Genomic DNA, 20886 nt, shown 5'->3' with positions numbered 1-20886 from the left:
AATGGACGATTGTTTTTTATCTGCCCCCACAGGACAATTTTTTGCCCAAGTGCGCAACTTTTTATGGCTTGACCTGGACACTGGTATTAGAGTTCAACTCACAATCGGTCTCACTAGTAGCCGCGCTATCTTTAAGCTGAAAAAGTAAATCAACACTATCAAGGAAAACGTTTTTATTAAGCGTGGAGTTTTAGCATTTTACAAAATTATTATTTGGTCATTCGTGAACTCGAGTGAACTCTGAGGCTCCTGCATTCAGGAATTCATCAAGTCCCTTTGGATCTGTAAACGGGGACATTCCCGGTGCAATACGAGAATGGTATTTTGGTTCTCCCTGAAACCCAAGGGAAATTTCCTTATTTCCCATTGCGGCCAGAAAAATAATAGCGATTGCAAAAACAGTTATGGGCACAAAATCTTTTAGTTTTAAACTGTCTTTCACCAACCGCACACAAATCCATAGCTCTCCCAGAGTCATTAGAAATAAAACGCCATTATTCGCTAGCGCCACCATGCTCCGGTTCAATAAATGAAAGAAAATAAAGGGATCAAAAACAGTATAAATATAAGAGATGAACGCCACTAAATTGCAAACCACCAGATTCCGAACAAAATAGGATTTTTTATATTTTGCAAACGTATACAGACTGATTAACCCGGGGGAACTCAATACTAAAGCGATCGAACCAATTAATAATGGATAAAACTGTTTTTGAAAAAAATTGCCGCCCGGGTTTTCCAGAAACTTCATCCAGACCGCAACAAAAATAAACCCCAGGGATGTCACTACGGGCACCCAGGCTCGATCTATGAAGTTTCGAAACGCCATGACCCGGTCCCATTTACTGGCAGGTTCAACCGGATGATTTGATAAAAACAGTTTAAGGTGGGTCCGGCCAACAAGGATTTCATCGCCCGAATTGATCTCTACCTTTTCGCCACGTATCAAACGATCTTTATTGACCCGGGTCCCATTTTTGGTTTTTAGATCCTTTACGAGAATTTTATTTTCAAGCGCCGTTATCTGCAGGTGCTTTGGAGAAATATAAGGATCATCCAGAATAAGATCGTTGGAGAAATCCCGGCCAATCGTTCCACTTCCATTTCTAAAGATGGTTTTTGACTCCCCACTCCCTCCCTGGCCAGTCAATGTTTCAATAATCAACCTGTCCATTCGATACCTCCAAGAAACTTCTTAAGAAACCTTCTTGTTTGAGGTTCATTTACCCCCGATATGCCTATTTGAATGATAAATTTTCGCTTGGAATCGTTCAGGATGGCCAGGCTCACATAAACATCGTTCAGCAGGGAATACTTTTTGTAGCCTCGCACGCAATAAGCCGCCTTCCAATTATTGCCCGCCATTTGGATGAAATGATCCTGGCAACGGAATTCTGTTACTTCTTCTTTTGAATAGCGACGATAAAACTGGCCGGTGGAATACTCCTTGGAATATTTTTTATAAAACTCCAAAGAATTTAAACTTTCGCTTTCCATGGAGTAAAACGTATAACCGATCGTCCCAGTACCAAGCCTGGAAGAAAGATAAACATTATTTTTACTTTCGCACCATTTATAACTGTAGAAATAAAACTGGTTTTTCTTCGGGTCCTCTTTCTTACTTTTTCCCCAACATTTAATAACCAGGGGCATGATATTCTTTGGGACTTTTAAAGACCCAAATTGTTCAAATTTCCACTCGGATTTTATTGCACTGCTAACCAGGTGGTCGGACCGCTTCAGCACCTGGTCTTGAATTATCTGCCTCCAACCCGGTTTCGCACCTTCTGCATCCAGAGATTTCTCAAGGTTCTTCAGGTATTCAACAGGAACCAGATAGCTTAGGTCGTTCCCTTCTATGGCTACATTGATCCCGATTACCTTCCCCCTCGGACCAAAAGCCGGGCCTCCGCTCATCCCGGGGTTCAGGGAAGCTGAAGTCAAAATATGCTGATACTGTTTATTTCCAATCAAGCCATTGAAAGTTCCTTCCAGGATAACCATTCCAACATCCAGGGGATTTCCCATTGGAAAAACCTGGCTACCCTGGGCCAGCTTTGAAGATCCTAAAACAACGGTTTCTTCTTTATTTTCCGGGCCTTTTAAAATTGCCAGATCGTGAGCAACATCTATAGCGACTAAATCCAGTTCCCCCTTTTTCATCCCATCCCGATGGTATTCAATTCTAAATTGATCGGGCTTATCAACCACATCTGAAATCACATGGAAGTTGGTCCCATATAAACCTTTTTTATTAAACTTGAATCCAGAACCAATAACGGATTTTTCCTGGGAAATTAAATCAACCACCTGGATTTGATAGACCGCGATATTGTTGGATTTGAAAATTTTTTGAGCCTTACCGGTCAAACCCCATGCGTTATTACCGGAAATCATAAAAGCGCAAAGGACCGTGTGCCAAAACATTTTCCTGATCAACTTTGAAATCGCAATAACATTAAAAGGGCACATGAGGTCCTCAACTGAATTTATGGTTTTTATTTTTGGCACAAAAACTCCAACTAAATAAACCGGTTCAGCCTGATGTCCGGTTTGCAAGAATTGATATGCGGGAAATAAAATTTTGGTATCTTGATTTTGCTTTTAAACCGCTCTCCCCAAACCAACCCCATATTTGAAACAGGATAGCGGAATCCTTTCATTTTCGGAATATCAAAATGAGAGGAATATATCACAACAATATTATTTCCCCGCGTTTAATTTCATTTCTCAACAGCCATTTAAAAAAGCCAACTCTGTCAAAAAAAATTTTGGAATCGATAATTGAAAAAAAAGTATCCTGTCTGAGAGCAAGAAGTTATGGGAGACGGCTTCGAAGTGGGTGTCTACAACGAAGCTCTGACACAGCTTTACCAGTAATGTGTTTTCGTTCTATTATTTAACTGGTCGTATTGCTAATAAGGTATTTATTCGGAGTTGTTTATGACCGCGAATTATAAAGGCTCGTGCCTGTGCAAAACCATTCATTTTGAAATTGACGGGGACTTCGACAATTTTTATTTTTGTCATTGCGATCGTTGCCGGAAGGATTCCGGGTCCGCACATGCAGCCAATTTATTCTCATCAACTGCAAAATTGAAATGGATTTCGGGCCAGGAAAATATTCAGACTTTTATCCTGCCATCAACACAACATATAAAAAGTTTTTGTATTACCTGCGGCTCTGCCATGCCGAATATCTTAAATGGAGGCAAACTCCTGATGGTTCCGGCCGGTGCGCTGGACGGGGTTTACGCATTGAAACCAACCGCCCACATTAATTTATCGGACAAAGCCCGTTGGGATGAAGACCTGGAAAATGTCCCAAAATTTGAAGAATTTCCCGGATAGCTAATAAAATTTAGTAAAATAATTTTTTAACTCTCGGATCCCTAACGGGATCGCCCAGAGAGAAATTTAGTTCGAAACCCAAAAGACTCCTGTCTGTCAGCTATAGGAAATTTAATGATTATTGAAAAAGAATGCGTGGTTGCTATTAACTTCACGGTAAAGGATGAAGATGACAACGTTCTGGAATCTTCCCCTGCTGAAGAACCACTGGTCTACCTGCACGGCGCGGGCAACCTGGTAATCGGTCTCGAGAAAGGACTCAAAGGCATGAAGGTCGGCGAAAAGGAAACCATCACCGTTTATCCGGAAGAGGGTTTTGGGGAAGTCGTCCCGGAATTGAAAGTGAAAGCCGAAAAGTCGATGTTTCCACCGGAGATTCAGTTGGAAGTGGATCGCGTATTGGAACGCGACGAAGGGGGAGAAAAAACCCGATACCGGATCGTGGCCATCGATGGGGATACCGTTTATATGGATGGCAATCACCCCATGGCCGGCAAAAACCTGCACTACAGCGTGGAAGTTGTCAGCATCCGCCCCGCCACAGATGACGAGCTGGAAAAAGGCCAGCCGGATGTGATTGTTCATTGAAAACTTCGGCCCCTCGCCGGGTTAATTTGACTCTTTTAGTGGTTGTAGTAAATTTTGCTATAATCAATGGACTTTTCTTAAACTTTCTCCCATCAAAATAATGAAAATAGATAGTTTCAAAGCGGCCTTGACTGCAGGTTTCCTGGTTATCACGCTTTCCATAGCCATGTTCCAGGCTTCTCTTCCGCATTCTGCATGGGCACAGGATATTGACGAGGTGATTCAGGGACTGGAGCAGGACTTCGGCCTGGGAAACAGTAAAAATGATGTGAAGCGCAGTAACCTCAATGCTGCCAACGAACAAAACCGTGAAGATATTAAAATCAAAGAACAAGAGGGATTAAGCGGAGGGGAAGGGGAAGAGGAAGAAGAAGCAGTCCTGGTTGATATCTTACTGGATATAGAAGAAACAGGTTATGATAGTTCCATCACCGTAGAATTTGTGGGCGGGCCCACTTTGGCTACAGGGATTATTGGAAGCATGACTCAGGCCTCGCTGCAGTTGCCGGCAGGGTCTACTCAGTCCTTGAAAATCACTTGTGACGTGGCCGACGCTTGCTCTGCCTGGCTATTCTTTATAAAGGGAGCCACTTTTATAAGTTCGGCAGAAGGCCCCAATGGATTTTTTGATTCTATGTCCCCAGGTGCGATGACAATAACTCAAATCAAAGTCAATGCGGACAATTCCGGACCTACCAATATGAACCCCGGCCCACCGGTTTAAACCCAGACCTCATTCATGGAATGGTTAGCATTCCTTTAGATTAAAGTTACCGAGTAATTTATTTTCTTCGCTATCGGTTAAAAAGTTCTGCCAAAACTCACCTCCCTCCAGCACTGTCGCGGTGAGCCCCCTGCTTGAATCCCTCAATCCTGCCCTGTTCTCTTCCCGATACTGCCCCGGAAGATGGGTTTATTTTTGTTAAAATATAATTATAGGGAGGATGCTTTTTTAAAATAAGAAATCTGGTTTTCTGAAAAACAGATTGCACTTTTGTTGCAGCAGACAAATTATTTGACGGAGCATAAGAAGCCGATGCGGATTTTTCCCATCCTGGAAAGGGAAAACAAAATAAAGCTGTCAATCGGGGTTATGTTCTTTGTTTTGTCTCAGATGTTATTAACTGTTTCAGCCGCTGAAGAATTCAAGCCACCCCAATGGTCCCGGATAACACCTCAGGGTCAGGAAATGGTGCAGTTATATTATTTCTGGTCTAAAACATGCCCCCATTGCAAAAAAGCCAAACCTTTTGTTTCAAAGATGGCTCAATCCTACGACTGGCTGGAGGTCCAATCCTACGAAATAAGCGAAAACCGGGAACATGCGGAGTTTTTTTCCGGGTTGATGGATGCCATGAACAAAAATCAGAGAGGGGTACCAGCATTTGTTTTCTGCAGCCAGGTTGAATTCGGATATGTGGATGAGCCAACCACAGGAGCTCACTTACGTGATCAACTATTAGAATGTCGCGATTTACTTTGGAATTACGGGAAAAAACCATTGCCCGGAAATGGAGAACAGGATGATCTTAAAATTTTTGTCCCACTTTTTGGTGAATTAGACGCAAACCAATTCTCTTTGCCGGTATTTACCATCATCATTGCAGGACTTGATGCATTCAATCCGTGTGCTTTTTTTGTCTTGTTATTGCTTTTAAGCCTGATGGTCAAGGCAAAAGATCGAAAAAGAATGCTGCTAATTGGCGGGGTTTTCGTATTCTTTTCTGGTTTCGTTTATTTTCTTTTTATGGCGGCCTGGCTGAATATGTTTCTTTTTCTGGGAGAAATAAGAATCATAACAATGATTGTAGCCTTGCTTGCCATAGCGGTTTCGTTAATCAACATAAAGGACTATTTTTTCTTTAAAAAAGGAATCTCCCTAACGATTCCAGACGATGCAAAACCAGGTCTTTACGCAAGGATAAGAAACCTGATAAACGAACCCTCTCTTCCCACTGTTATTTTTGGGACCAGCGTGCTGGCCCTTGTAGCTAATTCCTATGAGTTACTCTGCACTGCGGGCTTCCCCATGATTTTTACAAGAATTCTCACGTTAAACAGTCAATCCTCACTTGGGTATTATGCATACCTGGTGCTTTACAATATCATTTACGTTATCCCGTTATCTTTGATTGTTTTGATTTTTTCAAAAAGTCTGGGCAAAAGAAAGTTAAGCGAAAAGGAAGGGAGAAGGTTAAAACTGGTTTCAGGTCTGATGATGCTTGGGTTGGGGTTGTTACTGGTCGTTGCGCCTGAGTTATTGAGCAACCCTTTGATCGCCATCGCTTTAATAATTTCCGCAATCACCATTTCCTTTGCTATCATATATTTTGATAACAGGAAAGAGACGACCTGACAATTTTTCACCACAATTATTCCTGGTAAACAGGGGTTCAAAATTGATGAGTCTCCGTAAAGCAGGTTCCATGAAATATTTTTCTATTCCGGCGATTGCGGTGTTGCTATCTTTTCAGACCGTCAACATCTCTTATTCAGACGAAACTATGGATTGCACTCCATCCGCCCCATATGAAGCTCCCCCATACGTCGAACCACGGCCTGAATCCAAAGCCCCATCAAAATTGGTCGATAATAGAAACGGAACCATTACAGACCCGGAGTCCGGATTAATTTGGACCCAAAAGGACAGCTATGCGGACCTCAACAAATGTCTCACCTGGCCTGAGGCAGTCCAGTATGTTGAAAATTTGAATACGGCGGGATTTTCTGACTGGCGTCTGCCAACCATCAAGGAATTACTAACCATATATGATACCTCTCGCGAGGGTGTTTTAGCCTGGGATAAAAATCCCGAGTACCCACTGGCATTGGATGATAAATTTTCAGATGGCGCCGCTTACTGGTACTGGAGCAATGAATGTGGAAAGACAAAGCTATCGGAATGCTGCGCCAAGTCCCTTTATTTTGTAAAAGGACACATTAACTTACGTCATTTTGATCTATGTAATAATGGCGGAGTCCGTGCGGTAAGAGACTTAAAGAAATAATTAAAATGTTGCACCAATACTCGATAAACTTTCCGCCGAAAACTTTTATCCCCTGATATGAGTACCGGTTTTACCCTCCAGTGCAGGAACCAGATGGAACAAATGGGCAATAATGACTTTCTGGCCTCCCTGGTCCAGAAATTTTAGTGCAGCTTCGACTTTTGGTTTCATGCTTCCTTCTGCAAATTCTCCATGTTTCAACCAGTTTTCCATTTCAACCCGGGTCGTTCTGGAAATAGCTTTTCTGGAAGGGGATTTAAAATCAAGAAAAACATGTTCGACCGAAGTCAAAATAACCAGAATATCAAGCCCCAACTTTGTTGCCATCAACGCGCTTGTGTGATCTTTGTCAATGACTCCTTCAACCCCATAAAACTGTCCATCTACTTGACGGATTACCGGAATGCCCCCACCCCCACCACCAATCAGGATATACCCCTGATCCAGAATCGTCTTAAAGAATTCCTCTTCAACCAGGCCTAAGGGCTGGGGAGAAGGCACCACACGACGATAGCCTCTTCCCGAGTCTTCAACCATTTGCCAATCGTTTTCTTTTTTCAATTTTTCGGCTTCTTCCTGAGAATAAAACAAACCGATTGGTTTAAGGGGATGGGTAAATGCGGGATCGTTATTGGCGACTTCCACTTGCGTGATCACAGCAAAGGCTTTTCTATCCACTCCGCGTTCTCTGCACAGATTGTCCAGTACATTCTGGATAATATATCCAATGCGTCCCTGACTATCAGCGACACAAACATCCAGAGTGACCTGGCGGGGGAATTCGTGCCGGGTCAATTCCTGTTGCATAAAAATTTGGCCCACTTGCGGTCCGTTACCGTGACACAATACAATTTTCTCGTATCCACGCTCTAAAAGAGTGACTACCCCTTCCAAACTTTTTCTGGCAACAATGAATTCTTCTTTTTGATGGGGGTGAGGTGAATCGGGAACGTTCAGGGCGTTCCCTCCCAGGGAAATCAACAAACCCGGCCGTGGAGATGATGGACTCACGAAAGATCCCTTAAAAGAATATTCAAAAAGTAAACCGAGAAATGATTACACGATTCCAATCATAAATAAAGTTTTCCAGGCCGCTATTTACTAGTGGTAAATGGCTCCAGTATGGTTTCCAAGTCGGGCTGTCCAATTTCTTCGAGATCGTAATTAACTCTTACTGAGGGTTTTTGTATATTGATAACCCTGCCTAGGTCGATGGGCGTTCCGATGATCACTAAATCACAGGGCACAGCATTGATCGTCGATTCCAGATCGGAACGTTGTTGCTGATCATATCCCATTGCAGGTAGAAGCGGGCCTGTCTCCGGATAAGTTTCAAATGTTGTTTTTAAACTCCCTTGCAACCAGGGACGTGGGTCAATGATTTCACTGGCTCCATACCGTTGTGCGGCCAGGGTTCCGGCACCATATTTCATACCGCCGTGGGTTAACGTAGGCCCATCTTCAATGACCAACACACGCGCACCCTGGATCAATTCCGGTCGGTCTACCAACAGCGAGGAATTCGCCTCTATCAGGACTGCAGTCGGGTTTGCTTCCTTAATGTTCTTCCGGAGTTGCTGGAGATCTTCCCGCCGAGCCGAATCAATTTTATTGATAATGATGACCTGCGCCCTGAGCAGGTTAACTTCACCGGGAAAATAAGCCAGTTCATCCCCAACACGATGGGGGTCAACCACTACAATTTCGAGATCAGGTTGATAAAAGGAGAAGTCGTTATTACCCCCATCCCAGATGATGATATCTGCCTCCTGTTCAGCTTCGCGCAGTATTTTTTCATAATCCACACCAGCGAAAACGGTCAAGCCCAGGTCAATATAAGGTTCGTACTCTTCCATTTCCTCAATAGTACAATCGTGTTTTTTTAAATCTGATTTTTCAGAATATTTTTGCACCGTTTGTTTCTGTAGATTTCCATATGGCATGGCATGTCGCACGACAGCAACACGTTTTCCCTTGTCTCGCAGGATCCGGGCAATTTTTCGTGAGGTTTGGGATTTGCCACATCCAGTCCTTACCGCACAGACCGAGACAATGGGTTTGCAAGAGGCGATCATGGAATCTGCAGGCCCAAACAGGCAAAAGTCTGCGCCAGCTGCCAGTATGCGGGATGCTTTATCCATTACATAAGCATGCGAAACATCGCTGTAGGCAAAAACCACACTATTCACCTTTTCCTGTTTTATGATTTCCGTTAATTCGCTTTCAGGTCTAATGGGGATTCCATCAGGATAGAGAGAACCTGCAAGACTTGCGGGGTAAATCTTTTTTTCTATACCCGGTATCTGAGTTGCCGTGAAGGCAACAACCTTATATCCAGGGTTGTCACGGAAGCGGACGTTAAAGGTATGAAAATCCCTCCCAGCCGCCCCCATAATGACTATGTTTTTTCTTGCAGGAGAATTCATCTTTCCTCCTTTTTTTGCAAATGATTAATTAATCAGGTTGCATGATATCTACTTATTTTACGCCTCCTGCATTCCCTTAAGCAACTTGCATGGTCTTTATAATTTCCGAATAAAATCTCATGAAAACTTTACTCTTCGAGGGCAGTGCTTCAAAACAGGACTCGGGAAAAAATTTTAATCTTGAATATCAAAATCCCAATCAATTTCAGAAATTTTTTAGATTATTGAGACTACAAAATTTACAAAAGGCAATACTGATCTTATATATTAGTAGAGTCTATTTAGGTTAAAAAATTATGTTTGAAATACTCAACAAATCTCATGAGGGATCCGACAATTATAGATTCGATATCCAGGCACCCCTGATTGCTAAAAAAGCACGGCCCGGACAATTCATAATTTTACGTCTGGATGAACACGGTGAACGGATTCCTCTTACCCTTTGTGACTGGAACATGACTTCCGGCTCAATCACGGTATTCATTCATGTTGTTGGAAAGTCCTCTCTCCAGATGGCTTCAATGGATAAGGGACAATCCATTCTTGATATCGTCGGTCCTTTGGGAAACCCTACGAAGATTGACAATTTTGGCCGGGTTGTTCTTGTAGGTGGCGGTACAGGGATTGCTGCCATCCACCCTATTGCAAAATCTCTTACCAAAGCCGGAAACCATACAATTTCTATTTTAGGTGCGAAAACTCAAAATCATCTGGTCCTGCTTGATGAGATGAAACAGGTTTCCTCGGAAGTACGACTGGTAACCAATGACGGTAGTTCTGGAACCAAAGGATTTGTCACTGATGAGTTGCGCTCGATCATGGCCAGTCATGAGACGATTCATCGAGTGATTGCCGTTGGACCGCTTGTCATGATGAAAGCTGTCGCCGATTTGACCCGGTCCCGCCAAATTAAAACGCTTGCCAGTATGAACCCCCTTATGGTCGATGGTACCGGGATGTGTGGAGCGTGCCGAGTAACGGTCGGAGGGGAAATGAAATTTGCATGCGTGGATGGTCCTGAGTTCGATGCGCATGAAGTTGACTTTGATGGGGTAATCAACCGAATGAAAACGTATACCATGGAGGAACGTGAAGCCAGCGAGCATTACCAGCAGGAGCATGGTGACCTTTGCAGGCTTTCTGAAACTCCGGAAATTGGATAAATCAGCCAGAGGCGCGTTATGTCAGGTTCCAAACAACCACGAACACCCCCATTGGAACGGGATCCCGGGCAACGTCGGCACAGTTTTGATGAAGTAAACCTGGGCTACACACCAGCAATGGCTCAACTGGAAGCATCCCGGTGTATTCAGTGTAAAAAACCCAAATGCGTTTTGGGTTGCCCGGTCCATGTGCAAATTCCCGATTTTATCCGACTAGTAAGCGAAGGGAAATTTGTGGAAGCGGCAGAAAAAATAAAGGAAACCAATTCCCTGCCGGGTATCACCGGGCGGGTGTGCCCTCAGGAAGATCAATGTGAAAAACATTGCGTGATTGGAATTAAAGGAGAGCCTCTGGCCATCGGTCAGTTGGAACGGTTTGTTTCGGACTACGCACGGAAGATTACGGAAGGTAAGCCTGAAACACTCATTCACCCTACCCCAACCGGAAAACGGGTTGCGATTGTCGGATCGGGCCCTGCGGGACTTACTGCTGCCGGGGATCTGGCGAAACTTGGCCATGAGGTTGTTATTTTCGAAGCCTTACACCAACCGGGAGGGGTGTTGTTTTATGGAATCCCCAATTTTCGATTACCCAAGGAAATTATTGAACATGAATTGAAATATCTTGAACAGCTGGGAATCAAAATTGAGGTTAATTATTTAATCGGAAACATTAAATCTCTGGATGAGTTGATGTCAGAGGATGGGTTCGATGCAGTCTTCGTTGGCACTGGTGCAGGTCTTCCCTACTTTTTGGGAATTCCGGGAGAGAACTTAAATGGGGTGTACTCCGCCAATGAGTTTCTTACCCGAATCAATTTAATGCACGCCTGGGAATTTCCAGAATTCGATACCCCGCTCCACCATCATGAAGTACTGGCTGTGATTGGTGGAGGCAATACGGCACTTGATGCAGCGCGAACGGCATTGCGATTACCGTCAACCAAACGTGTCATCGTGTTATACCGTCGCTCTGAAAACGAAATGCCTGCCCGAAGCGAAGAAATAAACCATGCACTGGCCGAAGGGGTTGAGTTTCAGTTTTTATCAAGTCCTCTTCAAATCCAGGGGGAGAATGGGTGGGTTGGACAACTGCTTTGCCAGAAGATGACGCTGGGTGAACCGGATGCTTCCGGTCGACGTTCCCCTGTACCGGTGCCAGGAAGTGAATTTAATCTTCCAGTTGATGCAGTCATTATCGCATTAGGCAACGGGGTGAATCCTCTGATAGCTAAAAGTACTTCCGACATGAAAACCGATTCCCAGGGACACATAGAACTGGCTGACGAAACTCTGAATGCCACTTCAAAACCGGGTGTGTTTGCTGGAGGAGACATCGTGACAGGAGCGGCCACCGTTATTTCTGCAATGGGAGCCGGTAAAAAAGCCGCTCAAGGGATTCATCAGTTTCTCATGTCATCTGAATAGCGAATTAAAAATTCAAGGCCACGGAAGAGCTTGTAACTGGAATGAAAATGACGTGTGCGACCCATTGCATGCAGTTAACTTGAACAGACAATAATGGCCTTTTAAAACTTTTAATGTTTTTCACATTAATTTCGAAGAATATTTTCAGCTTCCTTGCTGTAGCAGTATTTTGATCATATATTTAAGTATGGAGGTGAGCCATGATCCAGGTAAGATTCCATGGACGTGGAGGACAGGGAATAAAAACGGCGAGCCAGATTCTTGGTAGTGCCGCTTTTAATTCCGGATTCCAGGCACAAGACTTTCCCCTGTATGGCGCAGAACGGCGCGGCGCTCCCATCGTCGCTTTCACCCGGATATCTCCAACCCCAATTCTGGAACGCGGTCCCATTTCCAATCCCAATCTCCTGTTAATTGGAGATGAAACTCTTTTAAACGATTCCCAGGTGGCACCTCTATGCGGAGCTGATGAGTCAACGATCGTTTTCGTCAATTCCACAAAGAGTACCGAACAGATACAAAAGCAATTCCCATTTCCTGCGGCCCCTCTGATATTGGATCTAACGGACCGGTGCCAGAATTTTCTCGGCAAAGGTCATATTTTAAGTACCGCTCTGGCAACTGCCGGAGCCCGGATTCTTGGAAATATTGATTTAAAAGATTTATTAGAGGCTGTAAAAATGGAATTGGGCCAAAGCCTCAAACCTGAAACGCTTCAGAAAAACCTGGAATTGACTCAGGATATTTTTCACTCCCTTTCTCCTTGCACCATCCCAGAAAAACCTATAAAAGCCCTGGCCTCAAGTCCTCTGATTGAATTAAAACAAACCCCTGTTCATGAAGCGGCCCCCATAATTTTAGCACCGGGAAATATGGCCTTGAGGAAAACTGGAAACTGGAGAATGCAACGACCCAAAATCGATTACGATCATTGCAACAAGTGCCTTATTTGTTATGCACGTTGCCCCGAGGGAACTATAAAAATTGATGAGGACGGACGCCCGCAGATTGACTATGAACATTGCAAGGGATGTATGATTTGTGCCCAGGAATGCCCCGGTCATTTTATCCAGACGATCAGAGAATCGGAGGGGGCTCATGAATAAGCATTCAAAAATGATGTTGACCGGAAATAAAGCCGCCGCCTGGGGCGTACGCCTGGCCCAGGTAGACTACGTTCCTGCATTTCCCATTACACCTCAAACAGAAATTGTAGAAACTCTGGCCCAATGGTTTTCAGATGGAACCCTTACTGGAAAATATACCAATATGGATTCCGAACATTCCATGTTCATGGCAGCTGGAGCGGCAGCGGCAACAGGGGTTCGCGTATTTACTGCATCTTCCAGTCAGGGAATTCTTCATGGAATGGAAGCCTTGTATACCATCGCGGGCTGGCGGGTTCCGCTTGTAATGGTGAATGTTTCACGCGCACTGGCAACGCCGATAACGCTGGAGCCGGACCACAATGATGTCATGAGTACACGAGACTGTGGAATGGTTCAATTACATGCGGAAACCTGCCAGGAAGTACTCGATTTTATCCTGATAGGGCACCGTATTGCAGAACACCCTCAGGTTGCTTTACCGGTATTGGTCAATATGGATGGCTTTTATCTTTCCTTTACCCGGGAACCTGTCGTTTTACCCGAGCCATCGGAGGTCGCACGATTTCTCCCTCCTTATAAATCGGAACAACCCGTTTTCAAAGCCTCACAACCCATGGCACGAGCTTCTGCAGTGTTTGGTGGTGCAACTTACTCTTATTTTAAAATTCAACAGGACCTGGCGGTACGTCAGGCCGAAACCGTGTTTCACGAAGTTAGTGAAGAGTTTGCCCAATACTTCGGGCGCAACTATGGACCGGTGGAAAATTTCATGATGGATGACGCCGAGTTTGTTTTTGTTATGAGCAATTCGTTTGCCACCAAAGGTAAAGCTGCCGTGCTGGAACTTCGCAAACAGGGAATCAAGGCCGGCTTGTTGAAGTTACGCCTTATTCGCCCCTTTCCTACTCAAGCGATTGCCGATTCATTACTAGGCCATCACAAGGTTGCAGTGATTGACCAGAATCTTTCACCGGGTATGGGAGGCATACTTTTCCCGGAGATCGTAACTTCCTTGTATTCACGCATCAACCGTCCAGAAAAATTTCTTTCTGTTATCGGAGGGCTTGGCGGAAAAGATATCTTGAAAGAAGACTTTTTTTCCATTGTTGAACACTTGCGTTCCGATAAGTCCGAGGGACCCCTGTTTCTATATAACGATGATGATCTGAAGCAGTTTAAAAAAGTTTCTCATATTGCTCTGGCGGAGAAAGGTGGATCTGAATCATGAATGAAATGATTAAAACTCACAAGCGGGTTTCGGACCTTCATCCGGAAGAAATAATTACTCCAGGGACAGGCCTTTGCGCAGGATGTGGGGGATTGGAAGGGCTAAGGCTCGCGTTGAAGGAACTTGGCAAGGATGTGGTTATTTGTAATGCCGCAGGATGTTTTACTCTCCTCTCAGTGTATCCGTTCACTCCACTTCAAGGCTCCTGGTTGTACACCACGATGGGTGGCCCCGTTCCCGCGGCTCAAGGGATAAGAGACGCTTTGGATGTCCAGCTCAAAAAGGGGAAGCTGCCTTCTCAAGAAAACCTGCAGGTGCTGGTAGTAGCAGGTGATGGGTCTTCAAATGATATCGGGTTAGGGCCTACTTCTGCGGCTCTCCACCGTAAACTGGATTTTATTTACTTTTGCTATGACAACGAGGCCTATGGCAATACCGGATTTCAATTGTCCGCAGCATCTCCTTTTGGAAGCTCAACCCAAACATCCCCCAGTACGCATGAACATCCTGCAGGTGCAGAAAAAATGAAAAAGAACCTGTTCGATATCTGGAAGGCGCAGGATCCCACTTACATCGCAACCGTTTCCCCCAGGGAACCTATCGACTTGTCCAATAAGTTTGCCAAGGCCAAAACAATGTCCGGTCCCCGCATGTTTATATGTATGTCGCCTTGCCCCACAGGATGGGGGTTTGACCCCAAGGACGCTCATGTTATTGCCAAACTGGCGGTGGATACCGGAATCTTTCCAATAAAAGAATACTTTGAGGGGAAAGTGGTTCATACAAAGCGTCCTCGAAAACGATTGCCAGTTGAAAAGTTTCTTGAACGCCAGAAACGCTTTTCGCATTTATTTTATCCGGAGCGTTGTGAGGATGTAATTTCACAAATTCAGAAAAATGTAGACGACTACTGGAGCCATTTTGAATGATGCGATTGATATGCGAATCCAAACTCAGGCGAAACCTGACTTTTCTACTGTAGAAACTTTTTTTGCCCCCAGGGGAGTTGCCGTCATCGGTGCTTCTCCGAAAGAGGACAACCAGGGGCGACGCATTATTGAAAGTCTGCAAACTCACCAGTTCCCCGGGCCTGTAGTCGCAGTCCATCCAAAATCCCTCCCACTGCCCAATTGCCCTGTCGTGCAAAGGGTTGAAGATCTCCCCGACTTTATTGATCTGGCAATCCTGGCTGTTTCTTCTCAAAACGTTTTAAATTTGATTGAACCCCTATCCAGGAAAAAGATACAGCATATCGTTGTTGTTGGAGGTGGCTTTGCTGAAACAGGAAAAGATGGAAAAGTTATCCAGGAAAAGCTGAAAGAAAATGGAAAAAGGTTTGGTGTACGTATTTTAGGACCAAACTGTCTCGGCACGTTCAGCTCAAAAGATCATTTCAACAGTTTTTTCCTTTCCTCTGATCAACTGAAATTACCCGGCCAGGGTTCAATTGGAATTATCTCTCAAAGCGGCGCTTTCCTTTCCATGCTGCTCAACGGGTTAGCCGAGCGCGAGGTGGGAGTTCACCGCGCAATCAACTTTGGAAATCGAATTGATATTGGGGAGTGCGAGGCTCTTGAAGCCTTTGCAAACGATCCCGAGATTCAGGTTATTGGCATGTATCTGGAAAGTTTCCAGGATGGGGCCCGTTTTTTTCGTTTGGCTCAAGAGGTTTGTCAAACCAAACCGGTTCTAATTTATAAAGGAGGGAAAAGAGAAGCGGGGATCCGGGCGGCACAAGCACATTCAGCAGCACTTTCTGGTTCATACGACGTGTTCCAGGCTGTTTGCCAACAGGCAGGAATGCTGGAAGTTTTCGACCTGAATGGATTGATCAATGGATTGTACTTTTTTTCGCTGGCCCCAAAGCTTCAAGGCAATCGCCTTCTGATTGTTTCCAATGGCGGGGGAATGGGTGTGCTGCTAAGCGATTTGTGCGATTCTTTTTGGGACATAAAAGAACCATCTGTCGAAACGCAGACTTCCTTGTACCAGCAATTGCCCAGGTATTACTCATTTAAAAATCCGGTTGACCTCACAGGTTCAGGAAAAAACAGTGAGTGCGGGTTAGCGATAAAAACATTAATAGATTCGAAGACATTTGACGGACTCCTTCTGGTTCTCCTTCCCGGCACCAGCGGAATTAATGGTTCCGTGGCTTCTGAATTGAATAGTTTACTCCCCCGGAATTTTCCCGTTGCTATTGGGGCTTGCGGTTCTCTTTACAAAGAATTGAGCTCACGATTAAATTCTGAAATTTTTCCAATATTTTCAACTGGAGAGGATGCAGCCAGGACGATGAATCAATTGGCTCAAAGAAGAGCTTTGCTATTAGAAAGAAATATTTCCGATCAAGAAGATACCCTGGAGGAATACGACTCCTCTCCTATAACGGAATGGATAAACAATTTAAAAGAAGCTCCCGGCGAAATGGAAATAAAAAGCCAACTGGCCGAATGCGGGCTTGCGGTTCCGGAATCCTGTTCAATTAAAAAAGAACAGGATATTGACGACACCCTGATAAAAATCAACTTTCCTCTTGTCCTCAAAGTGAGTGACAAGGATGTATTGCACAAAGCGCAAATCCGGGGAGTAAAACTTAATCTGGGCAGTCGGGAGGAATTGGAAACGGAATGGAAGAAAATGAACCAGCTCTGGCCGGGAAAAATCTGGATTGAGCAACAAATGCCGCCAGGACTGGATCTCATGGTTGGATTCAAACGTGATTCCGATTTCGGACCGGTACTTCTCATTGGAACGGGTGGTTCTCATGTAGAAGTATACCGCGATATTGAAAGAGCCTGCCTTCCAGTCAATAATTCTGATCTGGCAAGAATAATTAACCAAACAAAGGCCGGGAAAATAATTGAGGGCACAAGCAACTCTCCCTCTTTAAATATTAATCAACTGATAAGAGTAGTCCAATTTTTCGCAAAGTGGTTTGAGAACGCTCCCAAACTTCAATTCCTGGAATTCAATCCCGTTCGTTTATACACAAATCGACTGGTTATTCTTGATGCAAAACTGAAAATGAACTCTTGCTAAAGGAGCACATAATGTCATTGCCGACCCATTACATAGACGAGTTTGCGGACGAATTTGGACCCGAAAAAATAATCCATATTTATGAACCCAAATCAAAACTAAAAGCCATCGTTGTTATCGACAATCTGTCTTTGGGACCTTCCCTTGGGGGATGTCGGATGGCCCCCGATGTCACTACGAAAGAAGTGTTTCGGTTGGCACGCGCAATGACTTTTAAAAATGCATTGAACGGGATCCCGCATGGAGGTGGGAAATCCGGCATAATCGCTGACTCAAAAACCGAAAACAAAGAAACCATTATCCGTGAATTTGCCCAGGCGATTAAAGACTTAAGGGATTACATTCCAGGGCCAGACATGGGCACCGATGAAACGTGCATGGCCTATATTCATGATGAAATAAGACGCGCTGTCGGTTTACCCAAAGTAATCGGAGGAATTCCATTGGATGAACTGGGAATGACAGGATATGGCTTAGCGGTAAGTGCGGATGTAGCGTGCGAAGAACTCAATCTTCCGCTTTCTGGGGCGAGAGTCGTAATTCAGGGATACGGCAACGTTGGCAGGGCGGCTGCAAAGTTTCTTGCTGAACGGGATGCAAAAGTGATCGCGACTTGTAATTCCAAAGGAGGTATTTTTAACCCCAATGGTCTGGACCTTACCAGATTGAACGAATACATCGAAAACAATCACTCCGTCCAGAACCCGGACCTTGGCAAACCAATTTCCAATGCCGAATTACTGGAAGTTGAATCCGACATTTTTATTCCAGCGGCAAGACCAGATGTGTTTAATGAATCCAATCAGGGTGTCTTGAAAACGCGTTTGGTGTTGGAAGGTGCCAACATTCCGATCACCGCAGACGCCGCAAAATCGATTCACGATCGGGGAATTGCAATAGTTCCGGACGTTATCGCCAACAGCGGTGGGGTGATTTGCGCAGCAACCGAGTATCAGCGAATGGCAGAGGCCCAGGCCTTTGAAAGGGTAAAGGCTTCGATTAGTCGTAATACTGCTGAAGTTTTAAAACGGATTCGAGAAAAAAAACAATACCCACATGACGCCGCAAAAGAAATGGCCCGGGAACGATTGGCTCAGGCAATGTCATACAGAGGGCATATGTAGGACCTTTTTTATTGCTTCAACTAAAAAGTCGATATCCGTTTTTTCATGCGCTGCGGAAATTTGAAAACGGATGCGTGCTTTGTCCTTGGGCACCACTGGAAAACTGAATCCAATTACGTATATTCCATTTTTCAGCAATTCCTCTGCCATGGTGTGCGCCAGTCTGGCATCCCCAAGCATGAGGGGAACGATCGGATGGGTCCCCGGCATCACGGTGAGGCCCTCTTGTTTGAGTTTATCTCTGAAATATAGCGTATTGCGTTGAATTTTTTCTATCAGTTCAGGCGATTCTTCAATCAAATCAATAGCACGATGCGTGACCGCCGCGACAATCGGCGATAACGAATTAGAGAATAAATAGGGGCGGGATCGCTGACGCAATAAATCAATCATTTCTTTTCGACCTGCTGTGAAACCTCCTGAAGAACCACCAAGCGCTTTTCCAAAAGTAGAGGTAACAATATCCACCCGCTCCATCACCTCCTGTTCATCAATGCTCCCCCTACCAGTCGGGCCGAAGAAACCGGTTGCATGCGAATCATCTACCATGACCATCGCACCATACTGGTCTGCCAGGTCACAAATTTCTTTCAGACGGGCAACATCACCATCCATGCTGAACACTCCATCGGTGGCAATGACGCGTAACCGGTATTTTGAGGCGCGTTTTAATTGGGTTTCGAGGTGGTTCAGATCGCTGTGTTGGTAACGAAACCGCATGGCTTTGCACAATCGGGTCCCGTCAATAATGCTCGCATGATTCAGGCGATCACTAAGGATGGCATCTTTTTCGTCGAATAAAGTTTCAAAAAGTCCCGTATTGGCATCGAAACAGGAAGAGTACAAGATGGCGTCTTCCATTTTAAGAAATTCCGATATGCGCCCTTCCAGTTTTTTGTGGATGTCATTTGTTCCGCAAATGAACCGCACCGAGGCCATGCCGAACCCATATTGATCCAGAGCTTCTTTTCCCGCCTGGATTAAAACCGGGTGATTAGCCAGTCCCAAATAGTTGTTGGCACAAAAATTGAGAACGGTGCCTTGCTGTGTTTGGATATGAGTTTGCTGGGGGGAGAGCAGAATACGCTCATCCTTATACAATCCTGCCGAGTGGATGGTTTCCAGCTCTTGTTTAAAAATATTAACGGGATCGGATTGCATGGGTTCCTCCAATCCAGGTTCGGGTTGAACTTGATTAATACTTAAATATTATTTTCGGATGCTTTTGGATCGCCTTTTCAAATGCGGTTCTTTCAAACGAATGAAAAGGAATTATGGTTTCTTTTCCCTTGTTTAAAATGATGTTGAAAATTTTCTCTTGAAGGTGATGTTCCCGTGACTTTAAAAGATTACTGAGTATGAACCATGTTTGAAACACTTTGCGACCAATCACACTGTGCAGGGATTTACCATACATGATGATTTCCTGAAAGTTGGATAGTGTATAATCTCCCTCAGACAAACCGAATAGAATAATATCTCCTCCCGCACGCACACTGGCAATCGCTGTATTGAGCGCCTGGTTACTCCCTGCCATTTCCATGGCAACATCGACTCCCTCACCAAAACAATGTTTCCTGATTGTCTCGGCTATTTCAGGGTCGGCAGCATAGGAAGTGTCTCCCTGCTTTGAACGGGAAACTTGAATAGGCAAATCGAGCCCAAGGGCTTCGGCCAGTTTCAAATTTTCGGGATTGGGATCAATGCCAATGATGACGGCCGCTCCCATAGCCCTCGCAATTAAAATGGAAAGAAGACCAATTGTTCCACAACCAAAAATGGCTAAAGTCTTTCCTCGTAAATCGACTCGACTACAGGCATGAACAGCATTGCCGAGTGGTTCTTGAATCGCCCCAACCTCAGGACGGATCAGGTCTGTATCAGTTTTCCAAAGTTCCCTTGCAGGAAGTTTGACCAAATCAGCGAAGCAACCGTCAGTTGAAATACCTATGATCTTGTGATCGGAACAGACATGCGCCTCACCAATTTTACATTGGTGACACTTGCCGCAAAAAATATGTGATTCGGTAGAAACAATGTCGCCGGGGTGATACCCGTAATATCGTTTGACATAAGACCCGGTCTCTACTATTTCTCCCAGCAGTTCGTGACCGCAGATTCGCCTGGATTGTCCTTCAGCTTCGAGAGAATTAAAAAGGGCTTCCTTAAACGACTTGCGAAACCAGAGCCCTTTATCGGATCCACAAAACCCTGTGTATATAGGCTTGATGAGCACTTTCCCGGAATCTTCCGGGTTTTCCGCTTCATTAAGAGTTGGAGGTTCAACATCTTCGAATGTCATTCCCGAGGAGGTTTCCCATTCACTTCGCGATATATTCAGGGTCAAGGCTTTCATGGCATTTCCCGGAATTTTCAAAAATAATCTTTAAGTCTAAATATAGTTTACCACTAAAGGAAA

Annotated in this window: 18 protein-coding genes; 12 read left to right on the top strand and 6 right to left on the bottom strand. The window is 44.7% G+C overall.

Translation table 11 applies throughout. The features are described from left to right. Positions 1-217: 217 nt before the first annotated feature. Together G3M70_06815 and G3M70_06810 are read right to left on the bottom strand one after the other, a co-directional pair. Positions 218-1174: an FHA domain-containing protein gene (locus G3M70_06815; protein ID QPJ61611.1), complete on the bottom strand. Its 957-nt coding sequence runs from the start codon at positions 1172-1174 to the stop codon at positions 218-220. Beyond that, positions 1162-2511: a serine protease gene (locus tag G3M70_06810; protein ID QPJ61610.1), complete on the bottom strand. Its 1350-nt coding sequence runs from the start codon at positions 2509-2511 to the stop codon at positions 1162-1164. The genes G3M70_06815 and G3M70_06810 overlap by 13 nt, the downstream gene beginning before the upstream one ends. A gap of 432 nt (positions 2512-2943) precedes the next feature. Here G3M70_06810 and G3M70_06805 point away from each other — a divergent pair, with 432 nt between their 5' ends. The 5 genes from G3M70_06805 (at position 2944) to G3M70_06785 (ending at position 6947) form a co-directional block, all read left to right on the top strand. Further along, positions 2944-3351 (top strand): GFA family protein, encoded by a 408-nt coding sequence (locus tag G3M70_06805; protein QPJ61609.1) that lies wholly within the window; start codon positions 2944-2946, stop codon positions 3349-3351. Positions 3352-3465: 114 nt separating this feature from the next. Beyond that, positions 3466-3939, top strand: coding sequence for a peptidylprolyl isomerase (locus G3M70_06800; protein ID QPJ61608.1), 474 nt, complete (start codon positions 3466-3468; stop codon positions 3937-3939). Positions 3940-4039: 100 nt separating this feature from the next. Further along, on the top strand, positions 4040-4663 hold the full coding sequence (locus tag G3M70_06795) for a hypothetical protein (GenBank protein ID QPJ61607.1): 624 nt from the start codon (positions 4040-4042) through the stop codon (positions 4661-4663). Between the two features lie 312 nt (positions 4664-4975). After that, the gene (locus tag G3M70_06790) at positions 4976-6295 is read left to right on the top strand and encodes a hypothetical protein (GenBank protein QPJ61606.1); all 1320 of its coding nucleotides are present in this window, start codon (positions 4976-4978) and stop codon (positions 6293-6295) included. Positions 6296-6341: 46 nt separating this feature from the next. After that, positions 6342-6947, top strand: a complete 606-nt coding sequence (locus tag G3M70_06785) for a DUF1566 domain-containing protein (GenBank protein ID QPJ61605.1) — start codon at positions 6342-6344, stop codon at positions 6945-6947. Positions 6948-6992: 45 nt separating this feature from the next. Here the strand turns inward: G3M70_06785 and G3M70_06780 are convergent, their stop codons facing one another. Both G3M70_06780 and G3M70_06775 read right to left on the bottom strand, forming a co-directional pair. After that, positions 6993-7958: a carbamate kinase gene (locus G3M70_06780; protein ID QPJ61604.1), complete on the bottom strand. Its 966-nt coding sequence runs from the start codon at positions 7956-7958 to the stop codon at positions 6993-6995. 83 nt (positions 7959-8041) lie between these two features. Beyond that, complete coding sequence (locus G3M70_06775) at positions 8042-9373, bottom strand: GTPase (protein QPJ61603.1); 1332 nt, start codon at positions 9371-9373, stop codon at positions 8042-8044. 296 nt (positions 9374-9669) lie between these two features. Here G3M70_06775 and G3M70_06770 point away from each other — a divergent pair, with 296 nt between their 5' ends. The 7 genes from G3M70_06770 to G3M70_06740 all read left to right on the top strand — a co-directional run bounded on the left by G3M70_06770 (position 9670) and on the right by G3M70_06740 (position 18467). After that, positions 9670-10536, top strand: a complete 867-nt coding sequence (locus tag G3M70_06770; GenBank protein ID QPJ61602.1) for a sulfide/dihydroorotate dehydrogenase-like FAD/NAD-binding protein — start codon at positions 9670-9672, stop codon at positions 10534-10536. 18 nt (positions 10537-10554) lie between these two features. Continuing rightward, on the top strand, positions 10555-11964 hold the full coding sequence (gltA, locus tag G3M70_06765; protein QPJ61601.1) for an NADPH-dependent glutamate synthase: 1410 nt from the start codon (positions 10555-10557) through the stop codon (positions 11962-11964). Positions 11965-12164: 200 nt separating this feature from the next. Further along, positions 12165-13070 carry a 4Fe-4S dicluster domain-containing protein gene (locus tag G3M70_06760; protein QPJ61600.1) on the top strand — a complete coding sequence of 302 codons (906 nt, stop codon included), beginning with the start codon at positions 12165-12167 and terminating at the stop codon, positions 13068-13070. Further along, positions 13063-14301: a pyruvate synthase gene (locus G3M70_06755; protein ID QPJ61599.1), complete on the top strand. Its 1239-nt coding sequence runs from the start codon at positions 13063-13065 to the stop codon at positions 14299-14301. The genes G3M70_06760 and G3M70_06755 overlap by 8 nt, the downstream gene beginning before the upstream one ends. Before the next feature lie 5 nt (positions 14302-14306). After that, on the top strand, positions 14307-15230 hold the full coding sequence (locus tag G3M70_06750; GenBank protein ID QPJ63736.1) for a pyruvate synthase: 924 nt from the start codon (positions 14307-14309) through the stop codon (positions 15228-15230). A 10-nt stretch (positions 15231-15240) separates the two neighbouring features. Beyond that, complete coding sequence (locus G3M70_06745; GenBank protein ID QPJ61598.1) at positions 15241-17343, top strand: hypothetical protein; 2103 nt, start codon at positions 15241-15243, stop codon at positions 17341-17343. Between the two features lie 17 nt (positions 17344-17360). Next, a complete protein-coding gene (locus G3M70_06740; protein QPJ63735.1) occupies positions 17361-18467 on the top strand; it encodes a Glu/Leu/Phe/Val dehydrogenase in 1107 nt (368 codons plus the stop codon). On the opposite strand, the gene kbl is transcribed toward G3M70_06740, so the two are convergent. Together kbl and G3M70_06730 are read right to left on the bottom strand one after the other, a co-directional pair. Continuing rightward, positions 18447-19628, bottom strand: a complete 1182-nt coding sequence (kbl, locus tag G3M70_06735; protein QPJ61597.1) for a glycine C-acetyltransferase — start codon at positions 19626-19628, stop codon at positions 18447-18449. The two genes, G3M70_06740 and kbl, sit on opposite strands and share 21 nt — an antisense overlap. A gap of 34 nt (positions 19629-19662) precedes the next feature. Continuing rightward, positions 19663-20823, bottom strand: coding sequence for an alcohol dehydrogenase catalytic domain-containing protein (locus G3M70_06730; protein ID QPJ61596.1), 1161 nt, complete (start codon positions 20821-20823; stop codon positions 19663-19665). Positions 20824-20886: the final 63 nt, after the last annotated feature.

It is taken from the genome of Candidatus Nitronauta litoralis (genome assembly GCA_015698285.1).
Classification (GTDB): domain Bacteria; phylum Nitrospinota; class Nitrospinia; order Nitrospinales; family Nitrospinaceae; genus Nitronauta; species Nitronauta litoralis.
Note: the sequence above shows the minus strand (reverse complement) of the source record. Positions and strands in the feature narration are given on the sequence as shown.